General features: G+C 68.5%; 15 protein-coding genes. 7 read left to right on the top strand and 8 right to left on the bottom strand.

The window, feature by feature from the left end:
* Window positions 1–18: 18 nt before the first annotated feature.
* The 3 genes from AC6F7H_RS14855 to AC6F7H_RS14845 all read right to left on the bottom strand — a co-directional run bounded on the left by AC6F7H_RS14855 (window position 19) and on the right by AC6F7H_RS14845 (window position 1,856).
* Window positions 19–351, bottom strand: coding sequence for a DUF2516 family protein (locus tag AC6F7H_RS14855; protein ID WP_500761824.1), 333 nt, complete (start codon window positions 349–351; stop codon window positions 19–21).
* Between the two features lie 151 nt (window positions 352–502).
* Complete coding sequence (locus AC6F7H_RS14850; RefSeq protein ID WP_500757459.1) at window positions 503–1,141, bottom strand: hypothetical protein; 639 nt, start codon at window positions 1,139–1,141, stop codon at window positions 503–505.
* Between the two features lie 76 nt (window positions 1,142–1,217).
* Window positions 1,218–1,856 (bottom strand): helix-turn-helix domain-containing protein, encoded by a 639-nt coding sequence (locus AC6F7H_RS14845; RefSeq protein WP_500757458.1) that lies wholly within the window; start codon window positions 1,854–1,856, stop codon window positions 1,218–1,220.
* A gap of 265 nt (window positions 1,857–2,121) precedes the next feature.
* Between AC6F7H_RS14845 and AC6F7H_RS14840 the strand changes: the two genes are divergently transcribed.
* The 5 genes from AC6F7H_RS14840 (at window position 2,122) to AC6F7H_RS14820 (ending at window position 9,214) form a co-directional block, all read left to right on the top strand.
* Window positions 2,122–2,898, top strand: coding sequence for a TnsA-like heteromeric transposase endonuclease subunit (locus tag AC6F7H_RS14840; protein ID WP_500757457.1), 777 nt, complete (start codon window positions 2,122–2,124; stop codon window positions 2,896–2,898).
* Window positions 2,864–4,975, top strand: a complete 2,112-nt coding sequence (locus tag AC6F7H_RS14835) for a transposase (RefSeq protein ID WP_500757456.1) — start codon at window positions 2,864–2,866, stop codon at window positions 4,973–4,975. Before AC6F7H_RS14840 ends, AC6F7H_RS14835 begins: the two co-directional genes overlap by 35 nt.
* A complete protein-coding gene (locus AC6F7H_RS14830; RefSeq protein WP_500757455.1) occupies window positions 4,966–6,003 on the top strand; it encodes a TniB family NTP-binding protein in 1,038 nt (345 codons plus the stop codon). Before AC6F7H_RS14835 ends, AC6F7H_RS14830 begins: the two co-directional genes overlap by 10 nt.
* Window positions 6,000–6,929 carry a TniQ family protein gene (locus AC6F7H_RS14825; RefSeq protein WP_500757454.1) on the top strand — a complete coding sequence of 310 codons (930 nt, stop codon included), beginning with the start codon at window positions 6,000–6,002 and terminating at the stop codon, window positions 6,927–6,929. The genes AC6F7H_RS14830 and AC6F7H_RS14825 overlap by 4 nt, the downstream gene beginning before the upstream one ends.
* 212 nt (window positions 6,930–7,141) lie before the next feature.
* Window positions 7,142–9,214 (top strand): HelD family protein, encoded by a 2,073-nt coding sequence (locus AC6F7H_RS14820; RefSeq protein WP_500761822.1) that lies wholly within the window; start codon window positions 7,142–7,144, stop codon window positions 9,212–9,214.
* A 190-nt stretch (window positions 9,215–9,404) separates the two neighbouring features.
* Here AC6F7H_RS14820 and AC6F7H_RS14815 read toward each other — a convergent pair whose 3' ends face one another.
* Window positions 9,405–10,157 (bottom strand): class I SAM-dependent methyltransferase, encoded by a 753-nt coding sequence (locus AC6F7H_RS14815; protein WP_500761820.1) that lies wholly within the window; start codon window positions 10,155–10,157, stop codon window positions 9,405–9,407.
* Window positions 10,158–10,373: 216 nt separating this feature from the next.
* On the opposite strand from AC6F7H_RS14815, the gene AC6F7H_RS14810 reads away from it, so the two are divergent.
* Window positions 10,374–11,453: a MerR family transcriptional regulator gene (locus tag AC6F7H_RS14810; protein WP_500757453.1), complete on the top strand. Its 1,080-nt coding sequence runs from the start codon at window positions 10,374–10,376 to the stop codon at window positions 11,451–11,453.
* 99 nt (window positions 11,454–11,552) lie between these two features.
* Here AC6F7H_RS14810 and rox read toward each other — a convergent pair whose 3' ends face one another.
* Both rox and AC6F7H_RS14800 read right to left on the bottom strand, forming a co-directional pair.
* Entirely contained in the window at window positions 11,553–13,052 is a 1,500-nt protein-coding gene (gene rox, locus AC6F7H_RS14805; RefSeq protein WP_500757452.1) for a rifampin monooxygenase, read from the bottom strand.
* Window positions 13,053–13,315: 263 nt separating this feature from the next.
* A complete protein-coding gene (locus tag AC6F7H_RS14800; RefSeq protein ID WP_500757451.1) occupies window positions 13,316–14,356 on the bottom strand; it encodes a vWA domain-containing protein in 1,041 nt (346 codons plus the stop codon).
* Between the two features lie 51 nt (window positions 14,357–14,407).
* On the opposite strand from AC6F7H_RS14800, the gene AC6F7H_RS14795 reads away from it, so the two are divergent.
* Window positions 14,408–14,749 carry a VOC family protein gene (locus AC6F7H_RS14795; RefSeq protein WP_500757450.1) on the top strand — a complete coding sequence of 114 codons (342 nt, stop codon included), beginning with the start codon at window positions 14,408–14,410 and terminating at the stop codon, window positions 14,747–14,749.
* 70 nt (window positions 14,750–14,819) lie between these two features.
* On the opposite strand, the gene AC6F7H_RS14790 is transcribed toward AC6F7H_RS14795, so the two are convergent.
* Both AC6F7H_RS14790 and AC6F7H_RS14785 read right to left on the bottom strand, forming a co-directional pair.
* The gene (locus AC6F7H_RS14790; protein WP_500757449.1) at window positions 14,820–15,707 is read right to left on the bottom strand and encodes a hypothetical protein; all 888 of its coding nucleotides are present in this window, start codon (window positions 15,705–15,707) and stop codon (window positions 14,820–14,822) included.
* 82 nt (window positions 15,708–15,789) lie between these two features.
* Window positions 15,790–17,979 (bottom strand): phosphotransferase family protein, encoded by a 2,190-nt coding sequence (locus AC6F7H_RS14785; RefSeq protein ID WP_500757448.1) that lies wholly within the window; start codon window positions 17,977–17,979, stop codon window positions 15,790–15,792.
* Between the last annotated feature and the right edge of the window lie 234 nt (window positions 17,980–18,213).

Here is an 18,213-nt window from a genome sequence, read left to right as displayed (position 1 = left end):
GAAGGGGGCTCTGCCTCCTCACCGTCCGCCGTTGTACGGGCCGTAGGGGCCGTCGCTGCTGGAGCCCCGGTGGCTGCGCCCGCCGCCGGAGAGGCCGCGCAGGGCGGGACGGACGTCGACCATGTACACGATGGTCGCGATCAGCCCGATGATCGGCAGGAACGACAGGATGTTGAAGATCAGGTTCACCACGAAGGCGAGCCCGAGGATGATCAGCCAGAACGGCTTGGTCTTCTTGTCCGCCGCGCGGTAGGCGTCCTCGCGGCGGATGGCCGCGTCGATCAACGCGAAGCCGCTGAAAACGATCAGGGCCATGCTCAGCAACCACATCAACCCCTCGAAGCCCTGCATCAGCACAACGTCCACCACCCGACTCGGCTCGTCCTTACGCGGTCACCGTACCCGCAACCGCCGGCGGGCTACCCAGTAGAACGGGCCGGACACCGCGAGAGTGCCCGGCCCGTACCACTCGTCGGCACCGCTGCCGCTCGTTCCCACGTTCCTACTTGGCGGGCGGCGTCTTCTTGGCCGTCGTGGGCTTGCGCGTCGGGGCCTTCCTGGCGCCGGGCTTCGTCGCCCCGTTGGCGCTGTCCCCCCTGTCGCCCTCACCCCCCACCGACTCGAGCTTCGGCGTGGTCACGGCCTTCGGTCCGGCCGCGGGCCCGTCCTTCGGCTCGACGGCGACGGCGACGTCCTCGACGGCGACGGCCATGTCCTCGATGCCCTCGGCGGCCTCGCCGCGCCAGTTCTTCACGGCCTGCTCGCCGTGCTCGGCGACCTTCTCGTAGGTCTCGCGGGCCTTGACCGCGTACTCGGCGGCGACGCCGACCCCGCGCAGGGCCAGGTCCTGGGCGGTCTCGCCGAACTTCTTCAGGTCGGTGTCGAGCGAGCCAAGGAACTCGTTGACCTTGGCCTGGACGGTCTCCTGCGTCTCCCTGACCCGGATGGTCGCCTTCTCCTGGACGGCCTTGGGGTCGGTGTTGCGGACGGCCTCGATGCGCGAAGGAGCCTCGGCGCGGATCTGCTCGACCAGGCCCGGAACCTTCCTGGCCTGCTGCAGGGCGAGGTCGGCGGTGCCGGCGGCGAAGTAGAGCGGGGTCGGGTCGCTGAAGGTCTTGCGCAGGTCGTCGGTGATGGCCATGGTGAGGGTCCTCCCGGATTCGTTTTCGGCTGAGGGTTCGTGTGATCCGCGGCGGCGGCCGGTGCCCTGGTCCGGCTCAGCCGTCCGTCCGCCGCGGATCGATGTCACTGCTGCTGTTGCTGTTGTCACTGCTGCTGTTGCTGTTGTCACTGCTGGTGTTGTTGCCGGAGGGGCCCCGGCGCCCGGCGTCCGTACCGCCACCGGCCTTACGGCCGCCCCGACGTATCGCGGAACCACCATCAGAGCCGCCGCTCCCGTCGGCACTTCCGGAAACCTCCGAGGCCTCCGCCCCTTGAGCCACCTCGACAGCACCAGTGGCACCGACGACACCGGCAGTCCCGGTCGCCTCACCGTCCTCGGCGCCCCCAAACCCGTTCTCCTTGCGGAAGGACTCGTAGATCTGGAGCAGTACCTGCTTCTGACGCTCGCTCAACGTGGGATCGGCGAGGATGACGGCCCGCGTCTCCACTTCCTCCCGGTCCCGCTCGGCGTCGAGGATGCCGGCGCGCACGTACAGCGTCTCGGCGGAGATCCGCAGCGCCTTGGCGACCTGCTGCAACACCTCCGCGCTCGGCTTGCGCAGCCCGCGCTCGATCTGGCTCAGATACGGATTGGACACCCCGGCGGCATCGGCGAGCTGCCGCAGCGACAACTGCGCGTTGCGCCGCTGCTCACGGAGATACTCACCAAGATTGCCGACATTGAGTGACGCCATGCCCCCACCCTGCCCCACCCCGCTAACTATTGCAAGCACCCGCTTGCAATAGTGCGCCGTGCCGATCCGGATCAGCAGGAACGTCAGAGTCCCTACGGTGTCCTGTCTCGCTGAAGCCGAGGCAGTCTCGGTCTATGTGAGGCATCGGGTCGTACATCTCGCTCAATCTCGGGCATCTGCTGCTGTGTCTCAGTCAATCTGAGGTACCGGACACCCCTGGTGCCTACGGTCGCCGTACCCGGAAAGCGCCGAGTGGGGGTGGCGGGTGGATGCCGAGGATTTCCAGCTGGAGTACGTCGATTCCCGGGGCGAGTTGCGACAGGGGCCGATTGAGGCGATGTGGCCAACCCGTTTCGAGGTGGCCGAGCCTGTGCGGGCTTTCCCGTCGTGCCGGGGTCTGCGGAACTTTTCCGGCTGGTACTGGGCGGCGACCGGTGCCACGGACGTCGGTTACGAGTCGTGGGTCGAGCTGAGCCACTTGATGCGGCTGGACTCCGAGCCGTCGGTGGCGGCAATGGCTTCGCAGCCGTTCCGGTTGTCGTGGCGGGATGGCAGGCGGGGCCGGCGGGTGAGGCACACGCCGGACTACTTCGTACGGCATCGGGACGGCACCGTCGTGGTGCTGGATGTGCGTCCGGACGATCTGATCCCGCCGGAGGACGCGGAGAAGTTCGCGGTCACGGCCGTGGCCTGTGCTCAGGTCGGCTGGGGTTACGAGCGTGTCGGAGTGCTGGATTCAGTGTTGGCGGCGAATCTGCGTTGGCTGTCGGGCTACCGGCATCCGCGAGTGAGGCGGGAGCCGGTGGTGGCCGCGCTCACGGCGGTGTTCACCGAGCCGTGCGGGCTGCTGGCCGGGGCCCGCGCGGTCGGCGATCCCATTGCCGTGCTGCCCGTGCTCTTTCATCTGATCTGGCGCCGGGAACTCGCCGTCAAGCTGGAGGACGAGCTGCTGTCTGCGGCCACGCTGGTGCGGCCCGCGACCGTGTTCGCGAGGGAGGTGGGTAGTGATGCCGACGCGTCCGATGCTGCTGTCGCTGGGTGACCGAGTGCGTTACGACGGGCGTGAGCACACCGTCGCGGCTCTGCACGGCACCTCGGTACGGCTGGTCGACGATGCCCAGGCCCCGAGCGTCGTCCTGCTGGGGCATCTGCTCGCCTCCGAGGGCTTCACGGTGGTCAGCAGCATCGGCCCGGGCCGTCCGCCGCTGCCGGAGGAAGGGGTGCTGGAGGGGCTGCCCGAGGAGGCAGTGACGCGGGCCCGGTGGTGGCAGCGACACCTGACCGAGCTGCTCACGGGTCGCCCGGACGGTGATCCGCATGCTCAGGTCCGGGCCGAGTACGACCCGGCGGTGCACTCGCTGCGGCAGCGGGAGCTGACCAAGCTGGCCGAGCTGCGGGAGGCCGGCGAGGACGTGGGCTTGAGCACCCTGCAGAGGCTTCGCACCCGTTTCGAGAACGAGGGGGTGACAGGTCTGGTGGACGGGCGGATACGCAAGCCCGCCACCGGCACGAGCCGGGCCGATCCCAGGGTGATGGCCGCGATCGAAAAGGTGATGGACAGCCGGGTGGAGGAGGCGACGGTCTCCGCACAGGTGTTGCGGCGGAAGGTGGAACGGCTCCTGGCCGCCGAGCACGGCGCCGGAGTGGTGAAGATGCCCTCCCGGGCCGGGTTCTATCGCCTGCTGGAGGCGGTTTCCACGGGGCGCCATCTGTTCGGGTCAGCCCGCACCCGCCGGTCGCTGGGCAAACAGCCGAAGAGGATGTTCGGGCAGTTGACGGCGGGGCGGCCGGGCGAGGTCATGGAGATCGACTCGACTCCGCTGGACGTCCTGGTCGTCCACGACGACGGTGAGGTGGACACCTGCGAGTTGACCGGGCTGGTGGACCTGGCCACGAGGACGCTGGCGGCGGTGGTGCTGCGGCCCTCGACGAAGGCAGTGGATGCCGCGTTGCTGCTGGCCCGGGCGATGACGCCAGAGATGATGCGGCCGGGCTGGCCAGATGCCCTGCGCCTGTCGCGGTCGGTGCTGCCCTACGCCTCACTGCTGCCGCTGGACGAGCGGCTGGCCAAGGCCGCGGCCGTCCCCGTGATCGTTCCGGAGATGGTGGTCAGCGACCGCGGGAAGGCATTCGTCTCCGACAACTTCCGCAATGCCTGCCGCCACTTGGGGATCTCGTTCCAGCCCGCCCACCCGGACACCCCGACCGACAAACCGCACATCGAGCGGACCCTGGGATCGGTGGCGACCCTGTTCGCCCAGTACGTCGCCGGCTACAAGGGCCGCAGCGCCGAGATGCGGGGCAAGGGCCCGGAAGCCCAGGCGGCCTGGTCCATCCATGAACTTCAGGAGCTTCTTCAGGAATGGGTCGTCGTCGTCTGGCAGACCAGGCCACATGACGGGCTGCGAGACCCGCTGATGCCCGGACGGCCATTGAGTCCGAACGAGAAGTACGCCGCGCTGGTGTCGGCGGCCGGATACGTGCCGGTCGCGCTCAGCGCCGAGGAGTACGTCCAATTGCTGCCCCGGAAGTGGCGGGTCATCGGTTCCAGCGGTGTGAGGATCAACAGCCGCATCTACGACTCCCGCGCTTTCGGCCCCTACCGGCGCCAGCCCTCTGGGGCCGGGCCGGACGGTCGGCTCTGGGAGGTCCACTACGACCCTTACGACATCTCCCGTGTCTGGGTACGGGATCACCGAGGAACTGGCTGGATCACCGCGACCTGGCGCCATCTGCGCACGTCGCCGGTCCCGATGGGCGAGTTGGTCTTTGACCGGGCTCATCAGGTGCTGAGCGAACGCACCCAGCGCAAGCCTCAGGAGCAGGAGATCGCCCAGGTCGCGGCCGAACTGCTGGACCGGGCCTCCGACGGCCCGGAGAAGCCACCTGCACCCCGGCGACGCAAAGGCGATCCGGCAGTGCGGCGGGACCGCAAGGTCGTCGCCCGCACCCATGCCACCAGCACGCCGTCCTGGCCGCGTCCAGAACCAGCGGCGAACGAGTCACGGAAGCCTGAATACGCAGATGAACCCGAACCAGCTGATGAAGAGGTGGAGTTGGCCAAGGTGGTGCCACTGGGGATCTTCGACGCGCGCGAGGAGGCGAAGCGGTGGCGGTGAAACCCGGCGACGAACCTGGACTCGTCATTGACGACGAGCGAGTCGAGCCGCCCACGACTCTGGCCGGGTGGCGCCGCTTCGTCGAGAAGGACACCGCCACCTATCAACTCGCTTCCGCAGAAAACCGGAAGGCGATGAACGACAGCGCACGCGACGCCGATGACGAGCTGCGCATCGATTACCACTCCGAACTGCAGGTCGTGCGGACGTCCACGGTCGAAAAGGTCTGCCACCAGGGGCGGCTGCTGACCCTTTTGAACCGTCGTGAGCACGGAGCCCGCCGGGGCCTGATCCTCTCGGGCGAGCGAACCACGGGGAAGACCACCGCACTGCGGCAGCTCGGCCGGACGCACGAACTGCGGACCCGCCAGCGTTACCCCTCGGGCAGACGGATCCCGGTGGTCTATGTCACCGCCCCGCCGAAGGGCTCCCCTCGCAAACTCGCCATCGAGTTCGCCCGGTTCCTCGGCTTGCCGGTGATCTCTCCCCGCCACAACACCGTCGACATCACCAGCACCGTCTGCCAAGTACTGATCGAGGCCCGGACCGACCTCGTGCTGGTCGACGAGATCCACCTGATGAACCTGGCCACCAGCTCGGGCGAGGAGTTGTCCGACCACCTCAAGTACTTCACCGAGCACCTGCCCGCCACCTTCGCCTACGCGGGAATCGACGTCGAGAACTCGGGTCTGTTCACCGGCATCCGCGGCGACCAGCTCGCCGGCCGCTGCACGCTCCTGCACACCGGCCCGTTCCCGCTCAACGACGAGTGGGAGGGCCTGGTGGCGACGATGGAGTCCACCCTGCGGCTGCACCATCACGTTCCCGGAACACTGCCGGACCTGCACAAATACCTCCACCAACGCACGAGCGGAATGATCGGCAGCCTCTCGCACCTGATCCGGGCCGCGGCCATCTCCGCGATCCTCGACGGAAGCGAACGCATCACCCGCCGACAGCTGAACTCCGTCCACGTCGACTACGCCAGCGAGCGAGCATTCCGGGGCGGGGACAGGGAAGCCGGATGAACCGCCAAAGAGGGCCCGCGGCCGTCAAGTCGCTTCCGTTCGATCCAGTCTTGCTGCGGCCACTGCCACACCCGGTCACGCCGTTCCCCAACGAGACATTGGATTCCTACCGGCATCGTCTCGCTGTCGCGAACCAGTTGCCCGATCTCCGTGCGGTCCGCACGCCTTCACGCTGGCTTCTCTGCCAGCTCGACGAGTTGGAAAAGCTGGCACTCCTCAGCAGCCACCCCCGCAGAGCACTCCTTTGGGCCATCCCGGAACTTCGTCACTACGATCCCGACATCGCGCCGGAGCACCGGCGACGCACCGGGCTCCTCGTTCGTCGGGCCTGCGACCTTTGCGGTTGGCGGTCCGGGAGCGACGGCGAGCCCATCTACGTGCACATACGCGGGTTCCACGACAACGTCTGCATCCGACACCGGCGCTGGCTGGGCTGCGGCAAGGTGAACCCCGAAGGACAGATCAGTCTGGAGCACGCTCCCGAAGTCGTCCGGGCCCAGATCGTCCTCAACCGACTGGAGATGAAATACAAGGGCCGAGCCTTTGGCCTGTGTTACCAGCTCTGCGAAAGCTTCTGGAGCGAGATAGACCACCGGGCGCTCGTCCGAAAGGACAGCGAAAGCACCTTCGAGCGAATTTACCGTCCGGACCCGGACGACCTCCCGAACAGATTCGGCCCCGTCCAACGATTTCGGAGAGCCGCGGCTTACCCCCGCCTCGCCCTGCTCATCCAGCTCGTCATGAAACTGGCACTGCAACCAGAACTTGACCGCAAAGCCGAACAGATCACCGGAGGCACCTTCGCCGCCTTCGAACGGTCTTTCCGTCTGGACTACAAGCCCCGCACCACCACAGGCCCGTGGATCCGCGGCAAGTTCAACTCGCTCGTCGAAGCCACGGCCAAATACGCCGCTACCTCGGGTTGAGAGCATCCAAGGGCGGGCTCGCCCATAAGGCAGGCGGGCATCGGGAGCGCAACCAGCGACATACGGAACGGCGGAATGCAAGACACGCCACACGGTGTGCCTTCATGAATTAAGCCGCAAGGCCATGGCTCACCAAGTAAGTCAAGACTTATCTTCAGGGAACTTCGACCGTATGGTGTGGCTCGAATCGAAGGAGCCCCCTGTTGTCGAAAATGAATGATCCCTCTGCGCGTGCGGTTGCATCGGAGCAGGATTATGTGTCCTCCTTATATGAGTTGCTCACCGAGCGGCTTTCCGAGGCGCGAGTGCACCGAGCGAGCGTGCTGAAGGCCCCGGCGGACAGCGCCGGTGAGGCATACGAGAGAGAAATCGCCGCCGAGCGTCTGGCCAAGGAAATCGGCCGGCTGGAGGGCGCCGAAAAGGGGCTGGTCTTCGGGCGCATCGACTGGACGGACGGCACGGCTCTGCGCATCGGGCGGATCGGACTGCAGACGGAGGAGGATGACCTGCCTCTGCTCGTGGACTGGCGCGCGAACGCGGCGCGGCCCTTCTACGAGGCGACACCGGTCCACCCGATGGACCTGCGGCGGCGCCGGCACCTGCGCCTCGAGGAGCGCACGGTCATCTCGGTGAGCGACGAACTGCTGGACGGGACCGCCCCGACCGACGAGGACGTCGTGGGGGACGGCCCGTTGACCGAGGCTCTGTCGGCACGGCGTACGGGCCGGATGCACGCGGCCGTCGCGACACTGCAGGCCGAGCAGGACGAGATCGTCCGCTCCGCCCACCGCGGGGTGACCGTGGTGCAGGGCGGGCCCGGCACCGGCAAGACGGTGGTCGCCCTGCACCGGGCGGCCTATGTCCTGTACGCGTTCCCGCGCACCGCGGAGGAGGGTGTCCTGGTGGTGGGCCCGAACGCCCGGTTCCTCGACTACATCTCCCAGGTCCTTCCCTCGCTCGGAGAGAACGACGTCGTTCTGGCGACCTGCCGGGAACTGGCCGGAGTGTCCACGGACACGGCGGGCCCGCTCGAGACGGCGCGTCTCAAGGGAAGGTCCGACCTCGCCGACGCCCTGGCCGGCCTGCTGCGCGTCAACCAAGCCCCCGCCGGTGACTTCACCGTGCGGGTCGGACAGGAACTGGTTCACCTTTCCGGGGAGGAAGTCGCCGCGGCGCGCGATGCCGCCGTGGCAGCCGTATCGGGGCACAACCCCGCGCGCCAGGTGTTCAAAGAGCTCTTGGTCGACGCCGTCACCGACGCGATGCAACGAGACATGGGCGACCTTCTGGAGCAGATCGACATCGATGCCGAAAGGATGACGGGTCTGAACCTCGACCGGTTCACGGGAGTCGCCCAGCGCCGTGCCGAAGGTGCGGCCGACCCGGGGCCGGTCCACGAGCTGGACCTGGACGCCATCCGAGCCGATCTGCTCGAGGACGCCGGCGTCGACCGAGCGGTCGAGGTGTTGTGGCCGCGGCTGGTACCCGGTGACCTCGTGAAGGCGCTCCTGACGGACGCCGGCGCTCTTGCCGAGCGCCTGCCCCGCCTGACCGCGCAGGAGCGGTCCCTTCTGCTGCGCGGTGCGGACGACCCGTGGACCGATGCCGATGTGCCGTTGCTGGACGAGGCGGCGAGCCTGGTCGACGGCCCTCCCGAGCGGACGTACGGGCACGTCGTCGTCGACGAGGCGCAGGAACTGACTGCCATGCAGTGGCGGATGATCGTCCGCCGCTGTCCGGCACGGTCGATGACGCTGGTGGGTGACTTCGCCCAGGCAGGCCCGGTCGCGACAGCACGCGACTGGAAGGAAGCACTGAGCCCCCACGTGGGACCGCGGTTCAAACTGCACAACCTGACCGTCAGCTACCGCACCACGCAGGAGATCCTGGAGAGCGTCCGGGACCTGCTCACGCGGATCGCTCCGGACCAGAAGCCCACACGGTCACTGCGAAGCGGTGAGAGCCCTCGCACCGTGACCACACCTGCGGACGGGTTGGTCACCGCCGTCGTCCAGGAACTCCGCGCCCAGAGCACCGCGCACCCGGGCGAGCTTCTGGGAGTGATCTGCGCGGACACCAGGGTGAGCGAGCTGACGGCCCAGGGCGTCGCTCACCACGCACGCATCGTGCCGGCGTCCGAAGCACGCGGCCTGGAATTCGACGGGGTCGTCGTCGTGAACCCCGAGGAAATCATCACGGTCCGTCCCGGTGGGGAAAGGGACTTGTACGTAGCCCTGACCCGGGCCACCAAGCGCCTCTGCACCATCACCGTCCAGCCCGCCTGACGACTCGGCGCCCGCGTCGTCGCCGTGGGCGCACGATGGGACAGCAGGTGAGTTTCGGCTGAATGCCTCAGTTTGAGCGAGACCGGCAGCATCTCTGCGTCTCGCTCAATCTGAGGCACCGCAGGTCAGAGCTTCGTCATGCCTCACTTTGAGCGAGACGGGACAGAGTCCCTACCGAACCCGGGACGGTTCACGCTGAGCTGAGCTCCGAATTGGCCAATGGACGTCGCGCGACGAAGACGAACTCCTTGCCTGGCCTGTCAGGCGCGTCGCGAACGCCCTCTACCTCATAACCCTGCGCGATCAGCTCCGTTTCGGCCTCCTGCCGCTCGCGGAAACGCAAGGTGGAGTCCGATGTCAGCACTTGCCCGTCGGCAGCGAACACGTAGGTCCAGCGGAACGTCACCAGCGGCTCGCTCACCTCCACCACCTGGACCCAGCTCTCGACGGCGCCGACACCCGGGATCTCCGTCACGCGATACGTGGCTTCGCGGTTCCACTCCTCCCAGGCGCGTCCGGCCGGAACCCGGGTCTCGAACACCAGACGGCCACCAGGCCGTAGTGCTTCGTACGCGCCACGCAGGGTCTCCCGCCATGCCTGCGGATCGAGAATCTGCTGGGAGACGTTCGCCGTCATGGTCGCCAGGTCGACCCGCAGCGGCGGGAGCGTCGTCGCATCGCCACAGATCCAGCGCACTCGCTCGCTGCCCGGCTTGGCTCGGGCCACGTCGATGGACGCCTGGGCGGGGTCGACCCCGACGACCTCGAGCCCGCGTTCGGCCAGCGCAAGTGCGAACACGCCTGTCCCACAGCCGATGTCCAGCACCTGACGTGCCCCGAACTCCTCCGTCATCTCCCCATACGCATCGAGATCGCTGCGATCGGGGTCGAGGGGGTCATAGATCGCGGCGAGTCGTGGATGCCCGAAACACTCGTCAGCCATGCGGCCGAACGTATGGGGGTCGAGCTTGCCTGCCCAATCAATTTCCCGGATCGACCGGGACAGCCGAGTGGCAGCTGTCCCGGTCATGGACCCCGGCCCTCCGCCGGGGTCGGCGACGGTGGCGAGGGGCGCGAGCAGCCTTGGTTGACCCTCACCTTGGGGGAAGCCACAGCATGGTGGGGCCGGGCGAGGTGCCCGGCATGAGGAGGAGCGAGCATGGGGCTGCTGACCATCGGGGCGTTCGCGAAGGTGTCCCGACTGTCGCCGAAGGCACTGCGCCTGTACGACGAACTCGGCCTGCTGACCCCCGCTCGGGTCGACCCGGTGACCGGCTACCGCTACTACGCACCGCAACAACTGGACCGGGCCCGACTGGTCGCCTGGCTCCGGCGCCTGGGGATGCCCCTCGCCCGCATCCAGCACGTCTGCACGCTGGAGGCGGGCCCGGCGGCTCAGGAGATCCGCGCGTTCCGGGCCCAGGTCGAGGCCGACACCGCCGCACGGCGGGACCTGGCCACCTTCCTCATCGACCATCTCGCCGGGAAGGACCCCGCCATGCCCCCGACCACCGAGCCCCTGGGAATCCGTTACGCCGCACTGTCCGACACGGGCCTGGTCCGCGAGAGCAACCAGGACACCGCCTACGCCGGTTCCCGCCTGCTCGCCGTCGCCGACGGCTACGGCAGTCGGGGAGCCGTTGCCAGCGCGGCCGCCGTCGACGCGCTCAAGCCCCTCGAAACCGACGGCATCCCGGCGGGCCCTCTCCTCAACGTCCTCGAGGACGCGATCGACCGGGCCGAGCACGCGGTGCACGGTGTCACCGGGAACAGCCCCTCCCCCGAAGAGGCCGGCACCACACTCACCGCGATGCTCTGGACCGGCTCCCAGCTGGCCCTCGTCCACATCGGCGACTCCCGGGCGTACCTCCTGCGCGGCGGAGAGCTGTCCCTGATCACCCACGACCACACCGTGGTGCAGTCGATGGTCGACGAAGGACGCCTCAGCCCGGAAGAGGCCGCCTCCCACCCCCAGCGGTCGCTGCTGATACGAGCCCTGGGCCGAGGAGCCGATGCCACCCCCGACATGCGCCTGCACGACGCCCGGCGGGGAGACCGGTACCTGCTCTGCTCCGACGGTCTGCCGGCCGTCGTGCCGGCCGAGGAGATCCACCGGGTGCTCTTCGGGACCGGGGAGCCCGAGCGGGCGGTCCGCGAACTCATCGCCCTCGCCAACGGCTCCGGCGGCCCCGACAACGTCAGTTGCCTGGTCGCCGATGTCGTGGCGCTCCGGCAGTGAGCGGCACGCACTTCGAGTTGCACCGGATCCGCTCCCGGGAACTCGTCCGTGAAGCCGACGCGTACCGGCTCGCGCGACACGTCGGGAAGGCCAGGCGCTTCAGACGGTGGGGGCGCCGAACCACCGGGGCAGGCGGCTGAGGAGGTCCTGCTGGTCGTCGCCGGCCCATGCCACGTGGCCGTCCGGCCGCAGCAGCACCGCGGGGACGTCCAGGTCCTCGCCGACGTCGACGACGTGGTCGACGCGGTCGGCCCAGCCCACCACCGAGAGCCGGCCGGTCCGGTCGAGCAGCAGTCCGCGGCCGCCGTGCATCAGCTCGTAGAGGCGGCCCTGCTTCAGCCGCACGTCCCGCATCCGTCGGCCGAGCAGTTCGTGTCCCTCGCCGAAGTCGTAGCGGACTCCGGTCGCGGTGATCATTTCGGTGACGTACCGGTTCACCTCCTCGAAGTCCATCAGCTTCGAGAGCAGTTCCCGCAGCGCGGTCGCGCCCGGGTCGGTTCCCAGCAGCGCGATCTGCGCGCGGGTGTTGTCCAGCACGGCCGCGCCGACCGGGTGCCGTTCGGCGTGGTAACTGTCCAGCAGTCCTTCCGGTGCCCAGCTGGCCACCGCGGCGGCCAGCTTCCAGCCGAGGTTGAAGGCGTCCTGGATGCCGAGGTTGAGGCCCTGCCCGCCGGTCGGCGGGTGGATGTGCGCCGCGTCGCCGGCCAGCAGCACCCGGCCGACCCGGTAGCGCTCGGCCTGCCGGGTGGCGTCGCCGAACCGGGACAGCCAGCGCGGGGAGTGCACGCCGAAGTCGGTGCCCGCGCAGGCCCTCAGCCGCTGCTTGAACTCCTCGAGGGTCGGCGCGGTCGCGCCGTCCCCGGCCACAGCGTCGGCGGGCACGATGACGCGGAAGACGCCCTCCTTCCCGTCGTCGTTGGGGATGACGCCGAACCGCAGCTGGGTCTTGCGGACCTCCGCGACGACGGCGGCGACCGTCTCCGGGCCCTCGGTCATCTCCATGTCACCCAGCAGCGTCTCGACCGTGGCGGGCTCGCCGGGGAAACCGACGCCGAGCCGCTTGCGCACCACACTGCGGCCCCCGTCGCAGCCGACAAGGTAGCGGGCGCGCAGCCGCGCGCCTCCCCCTCCCCCGGCGGCCACGCCCCCATGGCCGGGGAGACCCCCACTGGCCAATTCGACGGTCACCCCGTCCTCGTCCTGGCTCAGGCCGACCACTTCGCAGCCGCGCCGGATCTCGGCACCGAGCTCGAGGGCACGCTCGCCCAGCAGCCGCTCGGTGACCGGTTGCAGGGTGGAGAGGCCGTACGGGTGAGCCGTGTCCAACCGGTCCGGCCACGGCTTCATGATGCCGCCGAAGAGACCGCCGACCTGGAACTTCTCACTGACCGCGAGGAACCGGTCCAGCAGGCCGCGCTGGTCCATCATCTCGACGCTGCGCGTGTGCAGGCCACGACCACGTGACTGCTCGGTCGGCTCGCTCAGTCTCTCCAGCACGACCACACGCACGCCGTGCAGCCGCAGCTCGCCCGCCAGCATCAAGCCGGTCGGCCCGCCGCCGACCACGATCACGTCGATGACGTCGTTGACGTCCGTCACGGAACCCCCATGAACGATGTCGATTGCCGGCCGGCTCTCCGCGTCGCGCCACGGGCCCCGCACAGGACAAAAGAGCGCGCACTTCGCGGACACCTGATTTCCCCAGGTCCGGCCTCGGGCGACGATTCTGCGTCACGACCCGGGCCTTGCCGCAAGCCCCCCGGTGCGCTATACGTTGAGAGTGGCAAGGAGCGGGCGAACCTCCTTGCCTTTTCCTTTGCCGGCGGTCTTTTCCTTTGCCGGCGGTCCTTACTTCACCGGCCTCAGAGCATCAGCAGCAGCCGCGTGTTCGCCACGAGCTTCCGGTTCACGCTGGTGCTCTGCACGAAGATCGTGAAGTCGTCGTTGTGGTCCGGCTTGACGCGGACCTCCATGTCCGGCAGGCCGAGCAGGGCGCGGGCCTCGGGCCCCGTGTACACCCGGTCCGTCTTCTTCTCCAACACCGCGATCTGCTTCTGCGCCTGGACCTTCTCCGACTTGCTCAGCTGGTAGAACGCACCACCGGTACGGTAGGCGTGCCCGCATTCGATGACCCACTCCCGGATTCCCGCGTCACGGGCCACCGGGATCAGCTGGTACTTCGACGGATCCACCGGGGCGAGGCCGGCCGCCTTGATGGTGTCCTTGTTGACGGCGTCCGCGCCCGTGGAGAACACCGCCCGCGATCCCCGGATGCCCTGGGTGCGGCCCACCATGAACTTCTCGGTGGCCTGCTGGATGACCTGGCCGGCCTCCTCCAGCCCCTGGGTGCTCGTGGCGTCCCAGATGGCGATGTTGTCCTTCGGGAAACCGCACTGCATGGCCTCGCGCTTGCCCATCTGGTCCGGCACGAGGACGGCCAGCGTCCAGTTGTCCTCCTGTGTCTGGAACATCTCGGCCACGGCCCCTATCAGCTCACGCTGATCCCTGGCAGGGGCGTCCGGGCAGCGATGGCTCGCGTTCTCCTGCCCGTCGGTGAGGACGAACGTCAGGAAGCTGTGGTCGCCGTACAGTTGGGCCGTCTGCGCCAGCTCCCGCTGGGACTTCAGTGCGGCCGCCAGCAGAGCCGTCATCCCCCCGACCCGGTACATCTGCTTCAGCGACGGCATCCGCAGCACGTCCTTGTCGTAGATGACGCACTCCACCTTGTCGGCGAAGACGTACACCGTGACGCGGGTCTCCTGGTCCAGCTCCCTCGACCGGCGGGCGAGGTACGCGATCTGCTGGTCGGCGACTTCGACGACCTTGCCGCTCAGGTGCGACATGGACGAACTGGCGTCCAGGACAAGGGCGACGTGGTTGATGTAGTTCTGGGTTCCGGACATGACAGATCCCCCCTCTTTCCGAACTTTCCGGCTTTCCGGCTTTCCGGCTCGATGGTCCTACCGTCTCACCCGCCACTGACAATCGGCCTTGCTCCCGGGCCGGGGCCGCACCACCCCCGCCCCGCACCCGGCTGCACCAGGGCGCGCGCCAGATGTGGAATCCTCGGCTGTCCGGCCCTACCGCCACCCCGTCGCGGCGGCGTACATGACGGACCGGCCGCAAACGGCATCCCGGCCGTCCCCTTCGCCGTGGACAACGTCCACGCGGAGTCCGACCGGCTGCGCGAGCTCGGGGTGCGGTTCGTCCAGGAGCCGCTGGAAATGGGCCAGGTCACCACCGCGGTCTTGAACGACACCTGCGGCAACCTGCTCCAGATCGTGCACAGTAAGTGAGCGCGTGAGGGCGTCCGCGCCCCGCCCGCCGGGGAGAACAACACCACCGCTTGCAGCCACCGCTCCTGGCCTACAGGGCTGTGGACCGGCGCCACTGCGGGACAGTCGCCAGTTTCCACAGGTCGTCGAAGTGCTTGACCCAGGTGGCCACCGTGACCTCGGCGACGGGCGTTCCTTCGCGTGACCAGACATTGAGTTCGGTCTTGTAGCCCTTGGGATCGAAGTATTCCGGACCCGAGGATTCCAGGCGCATGCGTGCGGAGACGTCGTAGAGACCGTGCAGGACCTGGGTCCGGTTGAAGATGCAGAGCTTGTCGCGAGGGATGCCGGGGTAGTACCGGTACTCGCACTGGACGACGACCCGGCCGGCGCTGGTGAGCTGCTCCGCGATGTCCGAGAGGGTGCCGTCGTAGTCCCGGCAGCGCTGAAGCATCCGGTTACGGAATGCGGGGTCGTCCACCGGCCGGTCGCCGGGACCCACCCTGGCCGGCACGGTCATCGGCTGCTCGAAGTCGGGCACCAGCATCCGCACGGAGACATGTCTCGTCGGACCCGGGTCGTCGAGCAGGTCACGGAGGCGGTGGTAGAGCTCGGTATACAGGGTCTCCCCCGTGTAGCCGAGGAAACCGATCTCCACTCTGCGTGTCTGCAAGGCATCACCGACGAAGCCCCCCAGCTCGCTGGAGCCGACCAAAGCACGCGTCGGAGGCCGCATCGACGAGGACAGCGACGTCACGGCGTCGTAGAGCACGTAGGCGACCAGGCTGAGCAGGGCACCGCCGAGGAAGGCCTTGCCCTCCAGGGCGTCGCCCACGGGCTGAACGAACTGTGCGGTCAGTCCCGTCACGAAGATGGTCAGCAGGACGACGCGGGTCACCGCGGGCTCGAAGCGTTCCTGAAAGCGCCGCAGCCGTCGGCCCACACCTCGCCCCGCCGCCCCGTTCACGCGCTCCGGCATACCGAACCCCCTCCGCGCACAACGGTCGACGGGGCGTCATGCCCCTGTGACCGAACCGACTTGCGAAGGATTCATGGTCCACCTACACCAGGGCACGGACAAGACGGGGATTGGTGGTGGAACGGGTCGGCAGGCCGAGCGAACCGGTCGCCACCGCCAGCGTCATCGCGTACGAGTCCACCGCCCGCTGGACGTTGGGAGCGTCCAGGCTCTCGCCGGTCACGATGCGATCGAGGTCGACGTAGGCGGAGCGCACGATCTCCAGCAGGCGGTACACCTGCCAGTCCTTCCGCCAGTCACGGGTGTACTCCGACGGCAGCCCGCGTTCCCAGCGACGGAACATCCGCTCGCGGATCTCCGGGCGGGTGGGCGTCAGGTGCATGTGCCGCACCAGGTCGTAGAGCGGGTCGCCGACCAGGGCCATCTCCCAGTCGATGAGGGTCAGCGCGAAGGCGTCGTCCCTGCGCACCAGGTTCCACGGATTGAGATCGCCGTGCAGCAGGGAGGGACTTCGGTCGCTGACGGCGCGGCGGGACAGGATCTGGTCGAGGCGGTCGGCGTCCGGCAGCCCGAGATGCCGCGCCAGCCGCTGTGACCTCTCGGGCAGCTCGGCCACCAGCAGGACCAGTCGGTCTTTGAGCCAGCGGTGGAAGCCCCTCGCCCCCGCCAGCGGATCGAGTGGCCTGTAGTCCACCTGTGTCAAGGCGCGAAGCTGGTCCACGAGACCATCCGCTTCGTGCGGCAGCAGGCCGTTGACCGGGTGGCCAAGGGGGCGGCCGATGTCGTCCGGCCCCACGTAGGTATGGATGGCGAAAGGGTCCTCCGGATAGCTGACGCCCAGCGCCAGGGCCCTGGGCGCGGCCACGGAGACGAACGCCCCCTCGATGGCCCGCAGCACGGCGTGCTCACTGAGGACACTGCGTTCCCTTCGACACTCCTCGGGCAGCTTCCTCCGGACGACCACGGGACGGTCGAAACCCGACACGCGCACCACCGAGTTGAGGTGCGCGGTCCCCTTGAACACCCGACTCGCCGGAGCCGCTCCCTCGAGCGCCAACGCGTCGCGCACCGCGGACTCCGGAAAGTCCACCGGCTGCTCGAGGCGCCGGTCCGGTTGCCAGGTGAAGGCTCTGGCCCTCAGGCTGCGACCGGCCCCGCTCTCACCGGCGCGGGCCGCCAACCAGCGGAACAGCGCCCGCTCGATCTCCCCCTCCCCCGGCACGCTCCTGAGCCGCAGCGGCTCGGCAGCCGCCTCCAGCGCTCTGCGCACCTCCGCCGTCGCCTCGTCCAGTCTGTTCTGAGTGAACGACTCTTCAAGGGACCACGCCGCCCTCATCACGTCGGGATACACGGACTGGGCGCGCTCGAAGGCCAGGTAGTGGCGCAGGTCCTTGCCCAGACCGTTGACGGCGACCGGACGGACCTCCCGCATGGCGTCCGCCCAGGCGTCCACCACTTCGGAGAGCTGGTCTGCCGGATAACGCATCCGTACCAGATGGGTCGCCAGGTCGTGCAGCGGATCACCGTAGGTCGCCAGCTCCCAGTCGACGCAGATGGGCGGCCGGTCGCCGGCGTACGACACGATCAGGTTGTCGCGGTGCAGGTCGGCGTGGAGCAGGCTGTAGGGTCGCCGCGCCATGGCGGGAACCCGCTCGCCCAGCCTGAGCAGAGCGTCCTCGGGAATACCCAGCGCCACGAACAGCCCGCCGAAGGCGGCCCAGTTGGGCTGCCTGATCTGTTGGTCCGCAAGATGCGTCAACGTGCGCAGGAAAGCCTGGCTGTCCGTGTCGTTGCGGGGCCAGGCGGGTGGCAGTGGAGGAAGCCCGTTGCGGCGCACCTGAGCCGTTCGGGACAGGAGCCGGGCAAGTTCCTGGACGAGCAGGGAGTCGACGCGCTTGCCGTTCCCGCAGACGCTGGAGAGCGGGACCCCTTCCACATAGCTGTGGATCGCGAAGCCGTCTCCCCTTGCCAGGACCTCCGGCACGTACGGCAGGGTCCCCTTGACGGCGCTGAGGATCTCCTGCTCGTTCCGCCAGGTCCTGATCACCACCGGCAGTACCTTGAGGCGCAGGATCCGTACGACCACGGAGGTGCCGGCCTCACGGCCCAGTGCTTTCGCCATGATCGGTGTGACCGGTACGACGTAGTTCTGGTTGTGGTGGCCGCTGATCGCCTGCCCCACCCGGCCGGCCAGGTCGACGAAGGAACGGTATTCCGAGGAGGGCGCGGAACGTTCCCCGAGGGCGGGACGGGGGAGGGGAGGTGCACCCACTGACCACTCCGGTAGTGCGAGGGGAGTCACGACGTGGCAATCGGTAAACATGAGGCTGGTGTCACGCACGATAAACGGCGCGCGGCAAAGGAGCGCGCCGGGCGCACCAGGTGGTTCACCACCTGGTGCGTGAAAGCCTCGCAAGTTCGTTCGAGATCGGCTTTCGGCCTCTTGACACGAACGGCGAGGAGCGCTTGCTCAGTCGGTGCGGGCATGCCGACGGAAGCCGACCCG

This window comes from Streptomyces sp. MMS24-W38 (assembly GCF_059889265.1).
This window is presented reverse-complemented; position numbering and strand designations above follow the sequence as displayed.

Excerpts from the sequence above, each read along its gene's own strand:
- AC6F7H_RS14825 (WP_500757454.1), top strand. The coding sequence starts at position 6,000 with ATGAACCGCCAAAGAGGGCCCGCGGCCGTCAAGTCGCTTCCGTTCGAT.
- AC6F7H_RS14835 (WP_500757456.1), top strand. The coding sequence starts at position 2,864 with ATGCCGACGCGTCCGATGCTGCTGTCGCTGGGTGACCGAGTGCGTTAC.
- AC6F7H_RS14790 (WP_500757449.1), bottom strand. The coding sequence starts at position 15,707 with ATGCCGGAGCGCGTGAACGGGGCGGCGGGGCGAGGTGTGGGCCGACGG.
- AC6F7H_RS14855 (WP_500761824.1), bottom strand. The coding sequence starts at position 351 with ATGCAGGGCTTCGAGGGGTTGATGTGGTTGCTGAGCATGGCCCTGATC.
- AC6F7H_RS14795 (WP_500757450.1), top strand. The coding sequence starts at position 14,408 with ATGGTCCTACCGTCTCACCCGCCACTGACAATCGGCCTTGCTCCCGGG.
- AC6F7H_RS14845 (WP_500757458.1), bottom strand. The coding sequence starts at position 1,856 with ATGGCGTCACTCAATGTCGGCAATCTTGGTGAGTATCTCCGTGAGCAG.
- AC6F7H_RS14810 (WP_500757453.1), top strand. The coding sequence starts at position 10,374 with ATGGGGCTGCTGACCATCGGGGCGTTCGCGAAGGTGTCCCGACTGTCG.
- AC6F7H_RS14850 (WP_500757459.1), bottom strand. The coding sequence starts at position 1,141 with ATGGCCATCACCGACGACCTGCGCAAGACCTTCAGCGACCCGACCCCG.
- AC6F7H_RS14820 (WP_500761822.1), top strand. The coding sequence starts at position 7,142 with ATGAATGATCCCTCTGCGCGTGCGGTTGCATCGGAGCAGGATTATGTG.
- AC6F7H_RS14815 (WP_500761820.1), bottom strand. The coding sequence starts at position 10,157 with ATGGCTGACGAGTGTTTCGGGCATCCACGACTCGCCGCGATCTATGAC.
- AC6F7H_RS14800 (WP_500757451.1), bottom strand. The coding sequence starts at position 14,356 with ATGTCCGGAACCCAGAACTACATCAACCACGTCGCCCTTGTCCTGGAC.